Origin of the sequence: Pseudoalteromonas sp. MelDa3 (genome assembly GCF_002863625.1) — a bacterium.
GTDB lineage: Bacteria > Pseudomonadota > Gammaproteobacteria > Enterobacterales > Alteromonadaceae > Pseudoalteromonas > Pseudoalteromonas arctica.
This window is the reverse complement of the sequence record NZ_PJBR01000091.1, coordinates 1-17,443: the sequence shown is the minus strand read 5'-3', so window position 1 is coordinate 17,443 and position 17,443 is coordinate 1. Positions and strand designations below refer to the sequence as shown.

17 protein-coding genes are annotated in these 17,443 nt (G+C 38.2%); 9 read left to right on the top strand and 8 right to left on the bottom strand.

Features of this window, described 5'->3' with window-relative positions; genetic code table 11:
• The coding region (gene hisG, locus CXF89_RS15345) for an ATP phosphoribosyltransferase (protein ID WP_121955090.1) at window positions 1–388 on the bottom strand (388 nt) is incomplete at its 3' end.
• A 419-nt stretch (window positions 389–807) separates the two neighbouring features.
• Here hisG and CXF89_RS15340 point away from each other — a divergent pair.
• Complete coding sequence (locus tag CXF89_RS15340) at window positions 808–1,044, top strand: hypothetical protein (protein ID WP_024604831.1); 237 nt, start codon at window positions 808–810, stop codon at window positions 1,042–1,044.
• 112 nt (window positions 1,045–1,156) lie between these two features.
• Here CXF89_RS15340 and CXF89_RS15335 read toward each other — a convergent pair whose 3' ends face one another.
• Together CXF89_RS15335 and CXF89_RS15330 are read right to left on the bottom strand one after the other, a co-directional pair.
• Complete coding sequence (locus CXF89_RS15335; protein WP_121955089.1) at window positions 1,157–3,013, bottom strand: cytochrome c/FTR1 family iron permease; 1,857 nt, start codon at window positions 3,011–3,013, stop codon at window positions 1,157–1,159.
• Between the two features lie 283 nt (window positions 3,014–3,296).
• Window positions 3,297–4,580: a cation:proton antiporter gene (locus CXF89_RS15330; RefSeq protein ID WP_007580638.1), complete on the bottom strand. Its 1,284-nt coding sequence runs from the start codon at window positions 4,578–4,580 to the stop codon at window positions 3,297–3,299.
• A 332-nt stretch (window positions 4,581–4,912) separates the two neighbouring features.
• Between CXF89_RS15330 and CXF89_RS15325 the strand changes: the two genes are divergently transcribed.
• The 3 genes from CXF89_RS15325 (at window position 4,913) to CXF89_RS15315 (ending at window position 7,938) form a co-directional block, all read left to right on the top strand.
• On the top strand, window positions 4,913–6,829 hold the full coding sequence (locus CXF89_RS15325) for a DNA repair helicase YoaA (RefSeq protein ID WP_121955088.1): 1,917 nt from the start codon (window positions 4,913–4,915) through the stop codon (window positions 6,827–6,829).
• 9 nt (window positions 6,830–6,838) lie between these two features.
• Window positions 6,839–7,540, top strand: a complete 702-nt coding sequence (tsaB, locus tag CXF89_RS15320; RefSeq protein ID WP_024591060.1) for a tRNA (adenosine(37)-N6)-threonylcarbamoyltransferase complex dimerization subunit type 1 TsaB — start codon at window positions 6,839–6,841, stop codon at window positions 7,538–7,540.
• Window positions 7,541–7,608: 68 nt separating this feature from the next.
• Complete coding sequence (locus CXF89_RS15315) at window positions 7,609–7,938, top strand: hypothetical protein (protein ID WP_007580633.1); 330 nt, start codon at window positions 7,609–7,611, stop codon at window positions 7,936–7,938.
• 94 nt (window positions 7,939–8,032) lie between these two features.
• Here the strand turns inward: CXF89_RS15315 and CXF89_RS15310 are convergent, their stop codons facing one another.
• Window positions 8,033–9,322 carry an alkaline phosphatase gene (locus CXF89_RS15310; protein ID WP_121955087.1) on the bottom strand — a complete coding sequence of 430 codons (1,290 nt, stop codon included), beginning with the start codon at window positions 9,320–9,322 and terminating at the stop codon, window positions 8,033–8,035.
• A 415-nt stretch (window positions 9,323–9,737) separates the two neighbouring features.
• On the opposite strand from CXF89_RS15310, the gene CXF89_RS15305 reads away from it, so the two are divergent.
• The 3 genes from CXF89_RS15305 (at window position 9,738) to rnd (ending at window position 13,539) form a co-directional block, all read left to right on the top strand.
• Window positions 9,738–10,589: an alpha/beta hydrolase gene (locus tag CXF89_RS15305; protein ID WP_121955086.1), complete on the top strand. Its 852-nt coding sequence runs from the start codon at window positions 9,738–9,740 to the stop codon at window positions 10,587–10,589.
• 115 nt (window positions 10,590–10,704) lie between these two features.
• The gene (fadD, locus tag CXF89_RS15300) at window positions 10,705–12,357 is read left to right on the top strand and encodes a long-chain-fatty-acid--CoA ligase FadD (protein ID WP_007580629.1); all 1,653 of its coding nucleotides are present in this window, start codon (window positions 10,705–10,707) and stop codon (window positions 12,355–12,357) included.
• Window positions 12,358–12,408: 51 nt separating this feature from the next.
• The gene (rnd, locus tag CXF89_RS15295) at window positions 12,409–13,539 is read left to right on the top strand and encodes a ribonuclease D (RefSeq protein ID WP_007583273.1); all 1,131 of its coding nucleotides are present in this window, start codon (window positions 12,409–12,411) and stop codon (window positions 13,537–13,539) included.
• A gap of 152 nt (window positions 13,540–13,691) precedes the next feature.
• Here the strand turns inward: rnd and minE are convergent, their stop codons facing one another.
• Genes minE through minC form a run of 3 tightly spaced genes read right to left on the bottom strand, consistent with a single transcriptional unit; the run spans window position 13,692 to window position 15,476 of the window.
• Window positions 13,692–13,955, bottom strand: a complete 264-nt coding sequence (gene minE, locus CXF89_RS15290) for a cell division topological specificity factor MinE (protein WP_004334706.1) — start codon at window positions 13,953–13,955, stop codon at window positions 13,692–13,694.
• 1 nt (window position 13,956) lies between these two features.
• Entirely contained in the window at window positions 13,957–14,766 is an 810-nt protein-coding gene (minD, locus tag CXF89_RS15285; protein ID WP_007583272.1) for a septum site-determining protein MinD, read from the bottom strand.
• Between the two features lie 5 nt (window positions 14,767–14,771).
• Entirely contained in the window at window positions 14,772–15,476 is a 705-nt protein-coding gene (gene minC / locus CXF89_RS15280) for a septum site-determining protein MinC (RefSeq protein WP_007583271.1), read from the bottom strand.
• Between the two features lie 155 nt (window positions 15,477–15,631).
• On the opposite strand from minC, the gene CXF89_RS15275 reads away from it, so the two are divergent.
• Window positions 15,632–15,913 (top strand): YcgL domain-containing protein, encoded by a 282-nt coding sequence (locus tag CXF89_RS15275; protein ID WP_007583270.1) that lies wholly within the window; start codon window positions 15,632–15,634, stop codon window positions 15,911–15,913.
• Complete coding sequence (locus tag CXF89_RS15270) at window positions 15,906–16,922, top strand: lytic murein transglycosylase (RefSeq protein WP_121955085.1); 1,017 nt, start codon at window positions 15,906–15,908, stop codon at window positions 16,920–16,922. Before CXF89_RS15275 ends, CXF89_RS15270 begins: the two co-directional genes overlap by 8 nt.
• 40 nt (window positions 16,923–16,962) lie before the next feature.
• Here the strand turns inward: CXF89_RS15270 and CXF89_RS15265 are convergent.
• Window positions 16,963–17,443 (bottom strand): GbsR/MarR family transcriptional regulator (locus tag CXF89_RS15265; protein ID WP_121955084.1); only part of this gene is annotated, 481 nt, incomplete at its 5' end.

The window sequence follows — 17,443 nt, the reverse complement described above, 5'->3', positions numbered from 1 at the left end:
TAGTAGCAATACGTTTGCCTTCAAACCAGCTCTTATCGCGAGCGCCAAGCTCTTGTGGCCATGCAAGTGCAAGACGACAGTAACCAAAGTCAAGTTTTGAAAGTTTGGTTACTTCACTTGGAACACCCTGGCGTTCACGTTCTGCTTGAACTTCTACTAGTACGTTTTCGCCAACTATGCCTAGGTCACATACACCGTCCATTACTAAACCCGGAATATCGTCATCGCGCACACGTAGTACGTCAATTGGCATATTAGTTGAGTGTGCAATTAAGCGTTGTTCACGAAGGTTAAGTTTAACACCTAACTGTTTAAGCAGATCTTGACAATCTTTTGATAGGCGGCCGCCTTTTTGGATGGCGATACGTAGACGATTACTGTTGTTCATTATTCATTTTCCTTTAATTTAAAAACTAAAAACCCCGAGGGGAACCTCAGGGCGAAAATGAATCAATGTTATTTGAATCGCCAGAGGTTCCTTTTAGGAATAACCTCTCAGCGAAAGACCTGACAGGTTATTCCGGTGAATGGTGGTGATGATGTACTGTTGTCAGGTTTAAGCGCATTTTTTATCCTATTTAACTGCCCGTTGTTTTGTGAACGTGCAATTGTTATCTGTTTAAATAAATTTCGCATTCATAAAAACATAAACAGCTATATTATGGCAAGTTTTTTTTAGCTTAATTAAAGCATATGTTATAACTATCGATAATATTAAGATAATAAGCGCAATTTTCGCCAACAATTGGTTGTTTATCACTCAAACCAAGTGGTTAATGAATAAAATGAAAAAATAAGGAAGTACTTATGGATATTATGATCCCTTATTTAGGAAGAATAACTAGGCTAGAAGTTGAGTCAAAAAGTGCTTTTCATATTGCGGGTGTGCAAAGTGGGGCTGCCGCTGAAAAAGTTGAATTAGAGAATAAAAAAAGGCGTGAGTTACAAAAAAAGAAAAAGCTCAATATGCTTGATGATCAAAATAATAAAAAAAAGTCTAACCTAGATGATGACGAAAACCCCCATTTAGATACATGGGCTTGATAATACCAACTTTACTAAATACATAAGCAATCAACTCAAAAAGGCCCTTGCGGGCCTTTTTACTATGTATTTTGCTTATGCCAATTAGCTTAAACTTTTAAGCAGATTGGCATTACTCTTGGTTTTTGCTTTTAAATATATAAAAGCTAAATATAGCGAACACACATACTTGAGCCACAATACCTTGCCATGTTGACTTTATACCAAGCCATGCAATATCAAAGCTCATTGGTAGCGGCGCAATACCTATTATGTCGGCCTCTTGTAATGCAATAACGGCTTTGCCCATAAGCACAAACGAGAGTGCAAATAATAGGTAAGTGGTAATTGCAAAAAACTTAGCAACCGGTAATTTAATTGAGTACTTAATTAATACCCACGTAATAATAGCCAGTATTGCTACAGCTATCGCAAAACCCGAAGCAATAGATGAATATTGGGCAGGCGAGCTTTGCGTTAATAAAGACTGATAGAACAATACAGTTTCAAAGACTTCTCGGTATACGGCTATAAACGAAAGCCCTGCTAAACCCCATAATGTACCCGACTCAAGACGCTTATCTATATTGTCTTTGATGTATTTTTGCCATTGCTGCGCACTGGTTTTACTGTGCATCCATACGCCAACATAAAGTAAAATTACTGCGGCAAACAATGCACCAGCACCTTCCATAACTTCGCGACTTGCACCACTTATTTCTATTAATGTTTGCGCCGCAGCCCACGTTAAACCACCTGCAAGAAGTGCGCTTACCCAACCAACATGTACATATTTAAGCGCGTCTTGACGTTTAGTTTTAATAAGTACGGTCATAAGGGCAATAATAACGAGGAGTGCTTCTAGGCCTTCGCGTAGTAATATAACTAAACTCGCTGAGAGGAGTGCACCATCAGTTAGTTTGGTTTCGTTTAGCATGCTATCTGCTTTAGCGAGTTGAGCTAGCGCTGCACTTACTTTTTCGTCAACGATGGCTTCATCTTTCTCGTTTTTAAATGTTTGGCGCAGGTTCATCAGTTGTACTTCGATGTTTTTACGCAGTGTTTCGTCGTAGGCATTTAAGTTGTTTTCAACAAGCTCAAAGCCATCTAGGTAAGCGCTAATTGCTAAATCACTTGCTTGTGAGTAATTGCCTTTAGCATGCGCGGCTTGCGCTGCAAGCAACTGCGTGCGAGTAACCGTTAACGGATTCTTTTTACCGGTAAATAGTTGCTCTGGATTACCACGAAGCCATTTAACGTAATGAGCTTGTGCTTCACTTTGACCTGCCGATAATTGTGCAGGGTTTAAGTTTACAATCTGCGAAGCGGTAATGTTTTGCTCTAGATTTTGTGGTTTTTGAACATCTTTAAATGCCAAGCTACCTACATAAAAAGCTAAAGACCAACGTTGTTGTTCATTAAATTGAGTAAAAGCAACCATTGGCGTGTCGTTAATACCGTTACTTACAGCGTCAAATAACCCCATTAATGAGCGGTTAGTTGCGCGTTCTTCATCGGTAAAGTTGGTAGGCTCTGGCGATAAGTTTTTTGCAAGCGGGCCGTCGCCTTGACCACTTGGGCCATGACACATTGAACAGTTAGCAGCAAAAAGCGCTTTGGTTTGCTCAACAGGAAGTAGTGATGTAGGTAACGATAGTTGCGGCATAAAGGTAAGTAGCGACTCACGAAGCGCTGAGCTTGCTGCACGTACATCGGCAACACTCGCTTTATTGGCAATCGCTGAATGTAGGGCTTTAGCTTGTGCATTTACCGTATCAAACTCATTTGTTTGGCTTGATAGCTGTCCAGCTTGCTCAATAATAACGTGCGAAAACTCAGTCATTTCTTGATATTCGTCAGGATCAAGTATTTCACCATTCCCAACAGCTGCCACGTAATCAACACCTACATACTCTGCAAGCTGTGCAATTTGTTTTATTTTTGTTTGCTCATTAGGCGAGGCTGAAACACTAAAGCTTGCCATGATCATTATAAAAAGCATAAAAAAACATTGAAATTGTCGTTTGCTCAGAGACACCAAATTTAAAAACATGTGAGAATTATTTATGGACATCGAAAAGCCCTGTAGAGGAAAAGTAAAAATTATAATTGTTTTCATTTGCATTTCAAGCGGATTAATTTAAACAAAGCAGATAAATAAAAAGGATAACAATTTATAGAACTTTAAAGTGTTTTTGTAACACGTGAGTAACAGTAACCAAGTGATTTTTATAATAACTTGGTTACTGAATGTGTTGCAGACAAAGCATTTATTACTTGGCTTGCTCAGCTGACTTAATGCTGCTTTGAATAAGCGGCGAAATAGTTAATCCTTGTACAATAATAGAAAATATAACCACTACGTAAGTAACAATAACGATTAGGTTATGTAGGTCTGAACCGCCTACAAAAACTTGCTCGCGTGGGATTGCTGCCGCCATTGCCAGAGCAAGGCCACCACGTAGTCCACCCCAGGTCAAAATTTTAACACTGTGTTTATCGTAAGTTCTAAAGCGTTTAAAAATTACAAATGGTGCGCCTACACTTATAAAGCGTGCTAGTAATACAACAGGTACCATTAATAAGCCTAAACCAATTTCTCCAAGCGTGATTGGCATAGTGACTATTAGCATACCTATTATTAAAAACAGTAGAGCATTTAGAAAGCTGTCGGTTGCATGCCAAAAATCTTTTACGTAGCGGGTGTCTTCGGGGCCCGTGCGCTCGGTTGCTTTAGTGCGGGTAATATTACCCATTAATATGCCACTGGTTACCATGGCAAGTGCGCCAGATATTTCCCAAATATTTGCTGCAGCAAAACCTGCTGTTGGGATAGTTAAGGTAATTAATAAGCGAATATTTACATCGCGGCTATTAATAATTAAAAAGTGGCCAACTAATGCAATGACTAAACCAAACGCAATGCCCCCTATTGCATCAACAAAGAATAGCTCTGCTATGTCACCAAATTGTGCATCTGTGCCATAAAAAGCAACAGAAAATATAGTGGTAAATATAACTAAACCAATACCATCGTTAAATAGCGACTCACCTTCTACTTGAACTGAGATGCCTTCTGGCGCTCGCATTTGTTTAATAATAGCAAGTACAGCGATAGGGTCGGTTGGGCTAATAAGCGCACCAAACAGTAAACAATAAATAAAAGGGACATCAAAACCAAAAACTGAAAATAAATAAAAGCTTAAATAACCCACAATAAATGTGGAAGCAATAGTTGAAAACAATACCAGAGCAGTAATTTCCCACCGCTGCTTACGCAGGGCAAGTAGGTTTATTTCGAGCGCACCCGCGTAGAGTAAAAAACCCAACATGCCTTTAAGTAGTAACTCGTTAAAGTCAATACTGGAAACAATTTGGGTCATTGCTAATGCGTTCTGATCGCCTAATAATTTTACTGCAATAATCAGTAATAAAGAAATAACCACAGAGCCAGTAGTAATGGCAATGGTAGTTTGCATTTTGAGGATGTACTGGTTTGCAAAGGCTATAAAAATTGCAATTGCAGAGAGAAAACAAATGAGGTACCAAGCATTCATTGATTAACCTTAACTATTTTTTAAACGACACACAAAAAGGAGGATTATAAACCCGCGTATGTTACTCCTGTAATATTTGAGAGTCACAGTATTTATGCCTAAATATAGCTTTTAATACGGATTGTTTTTAGTAAGAGTTAATAGGAAATTAGGCTTTGTAAATATTGTCATTATTAAATTAAATGTACGTTATAAATACAGTGTTTGTTGTAAACTTTAGTGGTTAATCACATTATTGAAACGTGTGTTGCATCATAAAATAAAAGTCGCTTTTGTAATTACTTGCCCTAAATGCTTTGCTTACGTAAAATCCCGCTATTATTTATTTTAAAGTGATTGGTATTATCAAACAGCTGTTTAGTGCAACCGGGCCTTTGGCGTCATCGTTAGATGGATATACGCCTCGCCAACCACAAATTGATATGGCAGTAGCTGTTGCAGATGCATTAAAAAACAGTTCGCAATTAGTTGTTGAAGCAGGCACGGGTACTGGTAAAACATTTGCATATTTAGCCCCTGCACTTAAATCAAAAGGCCGAACGATAATATCGACTGGTTCTAAAGCCTTACAAGAACAGTTATACCACCGCGATTTACCTCAATTAGTGAAAGCACTAGGTGCTTCTAAAAAAACCGCCTTATTAAAAGGGCGTGCCAATTACTTATGTACCTACCGACTTAACCAGCATGTTGCGCATGTGCCTACTGATGACTCCGACGTAATGCATCAACTAGCTATGGTGGCTAAGTTTGCCAGTGAAACGCAGTCAGGCGATTTAGCCGATTGTATTGGTATAGAAGATGACGCGAAAGTACTGCCTTATGTAAATTCAACAGCCGATAATTGCTTAAGTAAAGAGTGTCCAGATTTTCAAAGCTGTTATATACGCAAAGCACGTTTAACTGCGGCCGATGCCGACGTAGTTGTGATTAACCATCATTTGTTTTTTGCCGACATGGCCGTAAAAGAAAGTGGCTTTGCTGAGCTTATGCCAAAAGCTGACGCGTATATATTTGATGAAGCCCACCAGTTAAGCGAAATTGCCAGTGATTATTTTGGTGAGAGTATTAGTACTAAAAAGCTGGTGGATTTAATTAATGATTTACGTGCTATTTATAGAGCCGAAATTCCCGATATGCTGCAGCTAGGTAAAAGCTTAAATAAGCTTGAAACAAGCGTTGCTGATTTACGATTACAGTTTGGTGTTGATGGCAGTAGAGGCGATTGGCGAGAAAAGCTAAGCGATAAACAAATATGCGCGGCACTTCATCGTGTCATTAGTGATTTAGATTTTGTTTATCAAGTACTTAAACTTTGCCTAGATAGAAGCGACAAAATTGAGCATCCATTTGAACGTGCACTTGCGTTTAAAGGGCAGTTAGAACGGGTTTTTGATACTGCTCAAACTGGTTTTAGTTACTGGTATGAAACAACGCGCCGTTATTTAACTATTAATATAACGCCATTAAATGTATCAGCTAAATTTGCTCAAATGATGCAAGACACGGGCGCAGGCTTTGTATTTACATCAGCAACACTTTCGGTCGACAACAAACTAGAGCACTTTAATGCAAGCCTTGGTTTAAAACCAAAGCAAAGCATGATGGTAGATAGCCCATTTGATTACCCTAATCAGGCGCTGCTGTGTTTACCGCGTTACTTACCTGAATCGCACGCTGATAATATGCCGCATGCGATTGTAAAATTAACACTTGAGCTTATAAAGTCAGCGCAAGGGCGTTGTTTTGTGTTATTTACGAGCTATCGAATGATGCACTTAGTTGCCGAAGGGCTCACCACACAAATAGACTACCCAGTTTATATGCAAGGGCAAATGTCTAAGCGTATTATTTTAGAGAAATTTACTCGCCATGGTAATGCGGTATTACTCGGCACGGCTTCTTTTTGGGAAGGTGTTGATGTACGCGGCAGCACATTAAGCTGTGTTATTATAGACAAATTGCCATTTGCAGCCCCTGACGATCCATTGCTTCAAGCTAAAATGCAAGATTGCCAAATGCAGGGAAAAGACCCTTTTTCACACATACAATTACCGCAGGCTGTTATTGCGCTAAAACAAGGTGTAGGGCGTTTAATTCGAGATAGTAAAGACAAAGGCGTACTTGTAATATGCGATAATCGCTTAGTTACACGCCAATATGGCCAAGTATTTTTAAAAAGCTTACCGCCGATGCGCCGCACGCGAAGCTTAGAAGATGCCAATACATTTTTAAAACAAATTAATTAGAGTAATAAAATGATCAAAAGTAATATTCTTGCCCTTGATGCTTCAACTGAAGCACTTTCAATTGTTTTACATTTTCAGGGCCAAACATTTCATCATTTTGAAGAATGTCCGCAGCAACATAGCCAAAAAATACTTCCACTTGTGGATGAGCTATTAACTAAAGCAAACTGTAAATTAAAAGACTTAGATGTCATTGGTTTTGGGCAAGGCCCGGGCAGTTTTACTGGTGTACGTATTAGTGTAGCAATAGCACAAGGTTTAGCGTATTCAACTAATTTGCCGCTTGTAGGTGTGTCTACTTTGGCTATTATGGCGCAACAAGCATTTGAACAAAACGGTAGTCTTAGTGTTTATCCAAGCATAGATGCACGCATGGGTGAGATATACTTTGCACATTACCAAGCGCAAAATAATCTAATGCTTTTAGTTAACCAAGAATGCGTTATAAAACCTGATTTACTAAACAATGATTATATAGCGACCAGTGAGCCATCTGTAGCGGTAGGCACGGGCTTTAAAACCTATCCTGATGCGCTAAATGACTTTGAAAACGTGACAATTAATACTGATATCACATTGCCTGATGCGCGTTATATGTTAGCGCATGTTGAAGCCGCGTTTTTAGCGGGTGACGTTGTAAAAGCGAGTGACGCTCAACCTAAATATGTGCGCGATACGGTAACGTGGAAAAAGCTACCAGGACGTGAGTAATCATATTATTTGCAAATTGGTTGTTTTTAAATCATAATTTTATGCAATATTAAGGTTGGAGATGCGTAATGACGCTGCCTATTGGTTCAGGTTTTTTTACCGGAGATATTCCGGGTAGGGTTAGCCCTACTAAAGTTGTTACTAATAAACCACAGAGTTTATTAGACCAGCCGGCTGCTCAAAAAACGAATACCGATTATGTAAAAAGCAGTGTCGAGGGCGTCGAACTGGCTAATCAACTGTTTAAAAGCAGTGCTAAAAGCAATGAATACAGCCAAACAATTTACGACCAACCGACAGCTCAAGTAAGTAAAGCGATTTCTACTTATACTGAATTTGCCAATTTAGAACGCAGAGCCGAAGTACAAAATTTAATAGGCGTTGATATATACGCTTAAAGCTCATTCAAACGTTTAGATAAATACAGTGATAAAATTCAATAAAAAGCCCGAACATGTGTTCGGGCTTTTTATGTTCAAAACGAGGTGAAACTTACTGCTTAATAAAGCCAATTAGCTTATCGGCAATATCAGTATTATTTTGTGAGCCAATAAATTGCTCACTGCCTTTGCCATAGGCAAATACTTGAACGTCTACAGCGGTGTGTCCGCCGGTTGTCCAGCCAGTAAAGCTCGCATCACTAATAATACTTTTAACAGCTAAATTAAGCGCTTTTTCGCCCATTTTTTTAGCTTGCTCTAGTTTGATTTGGTTTTCGGTTGTAAATTCAATATTGGTGTTAGCAGTCCATACTGGTTTTAAGTCTTTAGACTCCATAAGTTTGTCTGTTAACTTACTAGCTGTTGCCTTAACACCTTTAATTACGTCTGTTTCCCATTTAAATTGGCCGTGCGAACCAATAGTTAAGCCGCCCGTTGAGTGATCGGCTGTAACTACAAGTATAGTGTCTTTATTTTTATCAACGTACGCTTTTGCTTTTTCGATTGATTTAGCAAAGTCGTCCATTTCAGCCATCGCACAGGCTATATCGTTAGAGTGACCACACCAATCAATTTGGCTGCCCTCAATCATCACAAAAAAGCCTTCTTCGTTCTGGTTATCTAGTAAACCAAGCGCTTTAGATGTTAACTGAGTAAGGCGAGTTGGGTTTATATCAAGTGCAAATGGCAGGCCTTTGCTTGCATACAAACCAATGGCAGGTATTTGTGTGATTTGGCCCAGATTATTAATATCGTCACCGTATTGATAACCTGCCGCTTTAAATTCTTCAACTAAATTACGGTCATCTCGAATAAAATATTTAGTACCGCCACCTAGCATTAAATCAACGGGTAATTTACCAGCAATCTTATTATCAATATAATCGTTGGCAATATCATCGTAGTTGTAACGAGATTCATTGTGAGCTGTAAAGCTAGCAGGTGTTGCATGGTTTATTTGTGACGTTACAACAAGCGCTGTTGTCATACCACGCTCTTTTGCTATTTCAAGCATAGTTTTAACTGGTTTTTTGTCTGTATCTACACCAACCGCGCCATTATAACTTTTATGACCGCTACTAAGCGCTGTAGCACCCGCTGCACTGTCTGTTACATAAGTATGGTCGTCAGGGTAGGTATGAGCCATGCCTTTTAAAATAGTGTCAAAAACCGTGCCTTCAACTTCTTTTGTTGCAGGGTCATCTTTAAAATAGCGATAAGCCGTGGTGTAAGCCGGACCCATGCCGTCACCAATCATATAAATTACATTTTTAGGTGCTGATTCTGCGTAGGCACCAGAAGCGGTGCATAAAAGTGCCAATAAGCTGATCTGTTTTTTCATGGTTGTACCTTATGAGTGTACCTTATTTAATAGCCGCTGATATTGTATACAGATAGGATGATAAATAAATGAATATCTGAGATATTTATAATTTATACTTTGATTTTATATACATAGAATTGTAGTTAACGCTGTTAGTTCTATTTATTTAAATTATACTAGTTATAAGCTATCTATATATGGTGCTCTCACCTTTTATTTGTTTAAAAGGTACTCAAAATTAATATGTTAAAAAAACTTTGCTTATTACTCCATTTTTAAGTTATTGAAAATATTGAGTTTGGTTTTCTACTCAGTGCTATATTTGATACCAGGAAGATAATTAAATCGTGAATTTGGCACCATTTTCTAAGTTAGTGGTCTGACAACTTGTATGCTATAAATAATGATGCTCTAAATTAATAAAGGACTTACCGTGCAGCCATTTAATATTGAAACCAATAATTTAAATATTCATGGCTTAAAAGTAGGTTTAGGGAACGAAATAGTAATAGCGTTGCATGGGTGGTTAGACAACTGCCATAGCTTTATGCCAATGTTAAACAACGTTAACCCAAAACACACTTGGTACTGCATTGACTTTGTTGGGCACGGTTTATCGTCTTGGCGAAGTGATGATGCACACTATTATTTTGTTGATTATATTGACGATGTGTACCAACTTATAAATGCGCTTGGTGTTAAAAAAGTACATTTAGTAGGTCATTCAATGGGAGCTATGGTTGCAGGTCTTTTTGCTAGCTGCTTTAGCGATTATGTAAAGTCTGTTACCTTTATTGAGGGAATTGGTTGTGTTACAACCCCTAGTGAAGGCGTGTGTGAACAGTTAAAAAGTGCAGTACTAAATAGAGCGCGTTTAAAAAATAAAAAGTCGAGAATTTATAAATCGAAAGAACTTATTTATGAAGCACGCGCTCAAACAACCGATTTAAATAGCGAGCTTATTACGCTATTAATGCAGCGAAATATAAAACAGGTTTTAGATGGTTTTGCGCTAACAACAGATCCAAAGCTCAAAAATCACTCAGGTTTTAGGTTTGATGAGGCGCAATGTATTGGTGCAATAAAAGATTTAATTGCACCATGTCAATTAATTTTAGGTAACGAAGGTTATTCGTTTGTAAAACAAAATTTGGCAAAGTATATTAGTTATTACAATGGCTTGAAGGTCATTAATGTAGATGGTGGGCATCATTGCCACATGCAAAGCAGTGAACACTGTTTTGAGCATATTCAAGACTTTATGCTGCAAAATGGTGCATGTTAATTGTAAGTTTGTGTTAAATGTGGGATTATTCCTGCATTAGAGTATTTGCTCAATTGTTAAAGCGCCTTACTTAGATTAAGGTTAATAAAAATATAATTATAAACAGGGGCTAAGAGTGGAAAAAATCTGGCTTAAGCGCTACCCAGAGGGTATGCCTGAAACAATCGATCCTGAGCATTACAACTCGTTACTCGAAGTGTTCGAAAAAAGTTTTAGTGACTACACCGATTTACCTGCATTTACGAATATGGGTAAAACGATGTCTTACGATGAAATAGACACAGCAACAAAAAAAGTTGCTTCCTATATTCAAAATGATTTGGGTCTTAAAAAAGGCGACAAAGTTGCCGTAATGATGCCTAATTTACTACAAACACCAGTCACAATTTTAGGTGTTTTGCGTGCAGGTTGTGTGGTTGTAAATGTTAACCCACTTTACACAGTACGTGAATTAGAGCATCAGCTAAAAGACTCTGACACTACGGCTATTTTCATCCTAGCAAACTTTGCTGACACACTTGAAAAGTCACTTGCTCATACTGATGTTAAACATATCGTGGTTACGCAAGTAGGCGATATGGTTGGCGGGCTTAAAAAGCATGTCGTTAACTTTGTTGTGAAGCACATTAAAAAAATGGTGCCAAAGTTCAACTTGCCTAACACAATTAAATTTTCAGACGTTTTAGCTGCAGATGAAGCTAAATATACGCGCCCTGAAATGAGCTTGTCTGATCTTGCATTTTTACAGTACACCGGCGGCACAACAGGTGTATCTAAAGGGGCAATGCTGAGCCATGGCAACATGGTTGGTAACCTTGAACAAGTTTCAGGTTGTTTAGACAAAGTGTTAAACCGTGGTGAAGAAGTGGTTGTGACTGCTTTACCGCTTTATCATATATTTGCCTTAACAGCTAACTGCCTAACATTTATGAAGTACGGTGGTTTAAATATATTAATTACAAACCCACGAGATATGCCTGGGTTTGTTAAAGAGTTGGGTCAACATAATTTCACAGCTATTACCGGTGTTAATACATTATTTAACGGTTTATTAAACACACCAGGTTTTGCTGAACTTGATTTTAGTCATTTAAAAATGTCTTTAGGCGGCGGTATGGCCGTTCAACGTCCTGTTGCTGAAAAATGGCAAAAAGTGACTGGCTCAAAATTAATGGAAGGTTATGGCCTTACAGAATGTTCTCCTTTAGTTACTATTAGTCCTTTTGATTTGAAAGCATATAATGGCTCTATTGGTTTACCTGCGCCTAACACTGATATTAAATTGGTTTTAGATAACGGCGAAGAAGCCGCTAAAGGTGAACCTGGCGAGCTTTGTGTTAAAGGCCCGCAAGTCATGGTTGGTTATTACAAACGACCAGATGCAACCGCTGAATGTTTAAAAGACGGCTGGTTTGCTACAGGTGATATTGCGACTTATGATGACGAAGGTTTCTTCTTTATTGTAGATCGTAAAAAAGACATGATCATCGTATCTGGCTTTAATGTTTTCCCTAATGAGATTGAAGAAGTAGTGGCTATGCACGAAGGTGTGCTTGAAGTAGCTGCTATCGGTATTCCTCACGATGTAAGTGGTGAACAAGTTAAAGTTTTTGTTGTGAAAAAAGACCCTTCTTTAACTGAAAAAGATATAATAAGTCACTGTCGTGATAATTTAACTAATTACAAGGTCCCCAAGCTGGTAGAGTTTAGGGATGAGTTACCTAAAACTAACGTAGGTAAGATACTCCGAAGAGCCTTGAAAGATTAGCAACCTATAAAAAAGCCGACATATGTCGGCTTTTTTATTGTAGGAGATTAAGTGCAATACCAATTGATCGAAACCCAAAATCAACTGAACACTTTTGTTGAACAAATAAAAAATAAACCTATTTTAGCTATTGATACTGAGTTTATGCGTCGTCGTACTTTGTATCCAGAAGTTGCACTTATCCAAGTTTTTGATGGTGAGCATTTAGCGCTTATTGACCCATTAGCGGAACTTTCACTATTTGATTTTTGGGAAATACTTAAAGATCCTGCAGTTTTAAAAGTACTGCATTCTCCTTCTGAAGATATTGAAGTTTTTCAAAAGTACGCAGGCTTTGTCCCAGCCCCATTATTTGATACACAATTTGCGTTGCAGCTACTCGGTGAAGGTAACTGTATGGGTTTTGCTCTTATGGTAAAAGAGCTGCAAGGTATTGAAATAGATAAAAGCGAGTCACGCACTAACTGGCTGCAACGCCCGTTAACTAAAAAACAATTAGACTACGCGGCTGCTGATACTTTTTACTTATTACCGTGTTTTGAGCTGATTATTGATCGCATTAATGCCGCTGGCTTCTTTGACATTGTAATAAACGAAAGTGAATTGATTGCCAAAAAACGTGCATTTCAAACACCTGACGAACTTTTATATAAAGATATTAAAAATGCATGGCAACTTAAACCGCACGAACTGGCGGTGTTAAAAGAGCTTGCTGTATGGCGAAGAAATAAAGCTATCAAGAAAAATTTGGCGCTTAATTTTGTGTTAAAAGAACATAACATGACTGAAATTGCCAAACGTGGTCCTTCAAGTTTAAACGCTCTACGTCAAATTCCAGGTGTTGAAGCTATTGAAGTTAATCGCTCTGGTGTCGATATAATAAAGTGTATTGAAGCTGCCAAAGAAGTTCCAGATGCTCAGCACCCTGATGTACTTAAGCGCTTAATTGATTTTCCTACTTATAAAAAAGTAGCAAAAGATATAAAACAAAAAATCACTAAAGTAGCTAAAGAGCACAATATACCAGAAGACGTTATGGCCTCTAAAAAGCAAGTCAATCAACTGATTAGTTGGAATTGGAAGCTAACTAATGAGCAAAAACAGAGTCATATAAAGCCTGACTTACTGAGCTCTTGGCGATATACCTACGTTAAAGACGCTTTAAAAGAATGGGATACTTAAGACTAAATATTTTCTTTAACCGTGTAATACTTATCTATAGTTTTTGTGTTACATAGTTAAAAGTTTTAGTTGCACGAAGGGGATTAAAACGTAGATATTTAGAAAGTTATTGCGAAAATAAAGAGGGCGCTTATAAAGCGCCCTTTCTTCAATTACTTCTTTTCTTCATCAGGTAGTGTAACGTTTAGCTCTAGTACGGCTAAATCGTCTTCGTTCTGATCAAACTGAACCTGAACTGCATCGGTACTTACGTTCACGTATTTACGGATCACATCTAAAATGTCTTGTTTTAATTGTGGTAAGTAATCCGGCGTTCCTCGTTGAGAACGCTCGTGCGCGACAATGATCTGCAATCGCTCTTTTGCTAGTGACGCACTGTTTTTCTTTTCTGAGCGGAAGTAGTCAAGTAAAGACACGTTAACCTCCAAAAATCCGTTTAAATAAGCCTTTTTTCTCAACGTCTAAGAAGCGAAAATCGACGGTTTCACCTAGTAAGCGGTTAATTGCATCAGAATAAGCTTGGCCTGCATCAGATTCTGTATCCAATATAACAGGTTGGCCTGAGTTTGAAGCACTTAATACCGCTTGCGATTCAGGAATAACACCTAATAGTGGGATTGACAGAATATCTTGCACATCTTCTACCGATAGCATTTCACCTTTTTCAACACGACTAGGATTATAGCGTGTTAATAGTAAGTGTTCTTTAATGTTTTCTAGGCCTTCTTCAGCACGTTTTGATTTGCTGTGTAAAATACCTAAAATACGATCTGAATCTCGAACTGACGACACTTCTGGATTTGTTGTCACGATTGCTTCGTCAGCAAAGTACATTGCCATCATAGCGCCAGCTTCAATGCCTGCTGGTGAATCACACACAATGTAATCAAAGTCTTCTTTTAATTCGTTTAATACGCGTTCAACACCTTCACGAGTTAATGCGTCTTTATCACGAGTTTGTGAAGCGGGTAGTAAAAATAATTTATCTACACGTTTATCTTTAATAAGCGCTTGGTTAAGGTTTGCCTCACCATTAATTACGTTTACAAAGTCATAAACAACACGGCGTTCACAACCCATAATTAAATCTAAGTTACGTAAACCAATATCAAAGTCGATAATAACTGTTTTATAGCCTTTTAACGCTAAGCCTGTGCCAATTGCAGCACTTGATGTTGTTTTACCAACACCGCCTTTACCTGAGGTAACGACAATTACTTTTGCCATGAGATTTATCCTTTAACCAAAGCTGAAATTTCTAATGATTCGTCTTTTTGTTGTATTTGCACTGCATTTCCCCAATGTTCACCTTGTAGTGAATCACTGATCCAGTAGTTACCATCTATTGAAACCAGCTCGGCCTCAAGTTTTTGGCAAAAAATGTGTGCTTCTTTAAAACCTTTTGCGCCTGCAATAGCGCGACCGCGTAGCGTGCCATAAATATGCACATTTCCATCGGCAATAACTTCAGCACCATGACTAACCGCGCCAAGTACTATCAAATCTCTATCTTTTGCATACACTTGTTGTCCAGAGCGAACTGTACCGCTAATAATTTGCGCTGGTAAATGCACTGTTTTTTCTACAATCGACGTATTAGCCTCTTGTTTAACAGGTTCGCTCTTAACGTCTTGTGAATAATTCAAAACAGATAAGCCAGCAGCTTTAGCTTGTGTATGTTGCTCATCTGAGCCATTACATACACCAACAGCGTTAAAGCTCATACGCTCGATTAATGACTTTAAGTGTACAAAATCAAGTGAACTGTTTTTAATTTCAATTAAATTAACAACAATAGGAGCACCCTCAAAAAACTTAGGGGCCTGGGCTATTTTTATATATAGTTGTTCTGCTAAAAGGTTTATATCAGTACTATAAAGATGCAAAACTGATAACGTAAAAAGATTCCCTTTTAACTCAAAAATTTGGTCCGACATACACGCTCAATTGAATTGTCTGATTAGAAATTAATTTTAGATAAACGTAGGCTGAATAGGGCCTTTATTGAAATTTCTAATCTAATTTTTCTAACTTATTATTACTCTCATGTTATAGTGTGCGGCATTGTTAAGCAAGAATTTATAGGGTCATAATGCTCACTGCAGTATATAAAAGTAAGAAAAAAGCGGATACGTTCTTATTTGTTGAAAAAAGAGATGATTTTGACAAAGTTCCGGAACCTTTAATGGCTATGTTTGGTCAACCTCTTTATGTGATGATCATCAACTTAGCAAAACGTGAGCATTTAGGTGGGTCTGATTTAGAAGCAGTAAAAGGTGCACTAAGTGATCAGGGTTATTATTTACAACTTCCTCCACCGGAACAAAATTTGCTAAGTCAGTTACGAAAAGAAAATGGAGTTGATAGTGATTAAAAAACTTATCGTTATATTATGTGGTGTATGTTTAAGCTCATCTGTGATGGCAAAAACACAGGCCGAATTTCAAGATTATTTAGCAAATTTAAAGCAAGAAGCCATCTCAAAGGGCTATGAAGCAAAACTTATTGATGATGCTTTTGCAACAGCAACATATAAAGAAAAAGTGGTTTCGGCTGATAAAAACCAGCCAGAAGTAAAAGAAACCCTTGAAACGTATTTACCAAAACGCGTACCACAGTGGAAAATAGACCGCGCACGCAAGCTTTATGCAGAAAACATAGATGTACTTGAAAAAGTAGCGAAAGAGTTTGGCGTACAAGCACGCTTTATAGTGGCACTATGGGGACTTGAAAGTAACTTTGGCGCCATTCAAGGTGGCCATAATGTTATTTCGTCACTTGTTACACTTGCTTTTGATGGACGCCGAGAAGCGCTTTATAAACGCCAACTTTGGGCTGCACTCGACATTTTAAAATCGGGCCATATCACGCTTGATAAATTTAAAGGCTCTTGGGCAGGCGCAATGGGTCAAACGCAATTTATGCCTACCTCTTTTAATGCTTACGCGGTTGATTACAATAATGATGGCCGTAAAGATATTTGGACCACAAAGGAAGATGCTTTTGCTTCAATTGCTAACTATTTAAAGCAAGAAGGCTGGAACGACTCTCTTACGTGGGGTCGCCAAGTTCAGTTACCTGAAAACTTTGATAGTAAATACGTTTTAGTGCGTGGTACAAAAACGCGCAAGCAGTGGCTAGAATATTGGAACGACTCAGAGCGCTCATTAGCTGATTGGCAAGCACTGGGTGTTCGTAAAGCTGATGGCTCTGATTTACCTAATGTGGACGTTCGTGCTGCGCTGGTTATGCCTGATGATATAAATGGCCGTATGTACTTAGCGTACGATAACTACAAAGTGTTTATGCATTGGAATCGCTCGTATTACTTTGCTACTAGCGTAGGTTACTTATCGGATAGAATTGGTTATCCAAAAATCTAATTTTTAAAATATACCTATAAATAAAGCCGCAATTGCGGCTTTATTCTTTTTTGAATATCTTATCTTTTAAGTCAATAACTTTACCAATTCCAGAACCTAGCTTCATCAGCTTATTAAGTTGCTCTGGCGTTAAACGTTGCAGCTCTGATGACCATTTAGTGACGGTTTCAAGCAGGTTGTGAATTTCACCCATTTGTTTTTGTGCGTAAAGTTCATCGTCGTTACTGGCTTCGTCTAATAAATTATCGCGTAGTAATGTTAAGGTGGGCTCAATTTCGCGCTTTTTACGTTCTTCAAATACGCGATTAGCCATATCCCAAATATCGCCAGCAGGGGCGTAGTACTCTTTTCGATCGCCAGGAATATGCTGCACTTTAATTAATTGCCACGATTGCAACTCTTTAATACCCATGCTTACATTACCGCGAGAAATACTAAGCGCATCTGCAATCTCATTGGCTGTCATAGGATTTTTAGTAATAATCAGCAAACCACACATTTGCCCAATCGTACGATTGAAT

Excerpts from the sequence above, each read along its gene's own strand:
- CXF89_RS15330 (WP_007580638.1), bottom strand. The coding sequence starts at position 4,580 with ATGAATGCTTGGTACCTCATTTGTTTTCTCTCTGCAATTGCAATTTTT.
- tsaB (WP_024591060.1), top strand. The coding sequence starts at position 6,839 with ATGATCAAAAGTAATATTCTTGCCCTTGATGCTTCAACTGAAGCACTT.
- CXF89_RS15310 (WP_121955087.1), bottom strand. The coding sequence starts at position 9,322 with ATGAAAAAACAGATCAGCTTATTGGCACTTTTATGCACCGCTTCTGGT.
- minC (WP_007583271.1), bottom strand. The coding sequence starts at position 15,476 with ATGTCGGACCAAATTTTTGAGTTAAAAGGGAATCTTTTTACGTTATCA.
- minD (WP_007583272.1), bottom strand. The coding sequence starts at position 14,766 with ATGGCAAAAGTAATTGTCGTTACCTCAGGTAAAGGCGGTGTTGGTAAA.
- CXF89_RS15315 (WP_007580633.1), top strand. The coding sequence starts at position 7,609 with ATGACGCTGCCTATTGGTTCAGGTTTTTTTACCGGAGATATTCCGGGT.
- CXF89_RS15275 (WP_007583270.1), top strand. The coding sequence starts at position 15,632 with ATGCTCACTGCAGTATATAAAAGTAAGAAAAAAGCGGATACGTTCTTA.
- CXF89_RS15340 (WP_024604831.1), top strand. The coding sequence starts at position 808 with ATGGATATTATGATCCCTTATTTAGGAAGAATAACTAGGCTAGAAGTT.
- CXF89_RS15335 (WP_121955089.1), bottom strand. The coding sequence starts at position 3,013 with ATGATCATGGCAAGCTTTAGTGTTTCAGCCTCGCCTAATGAGCAAACA.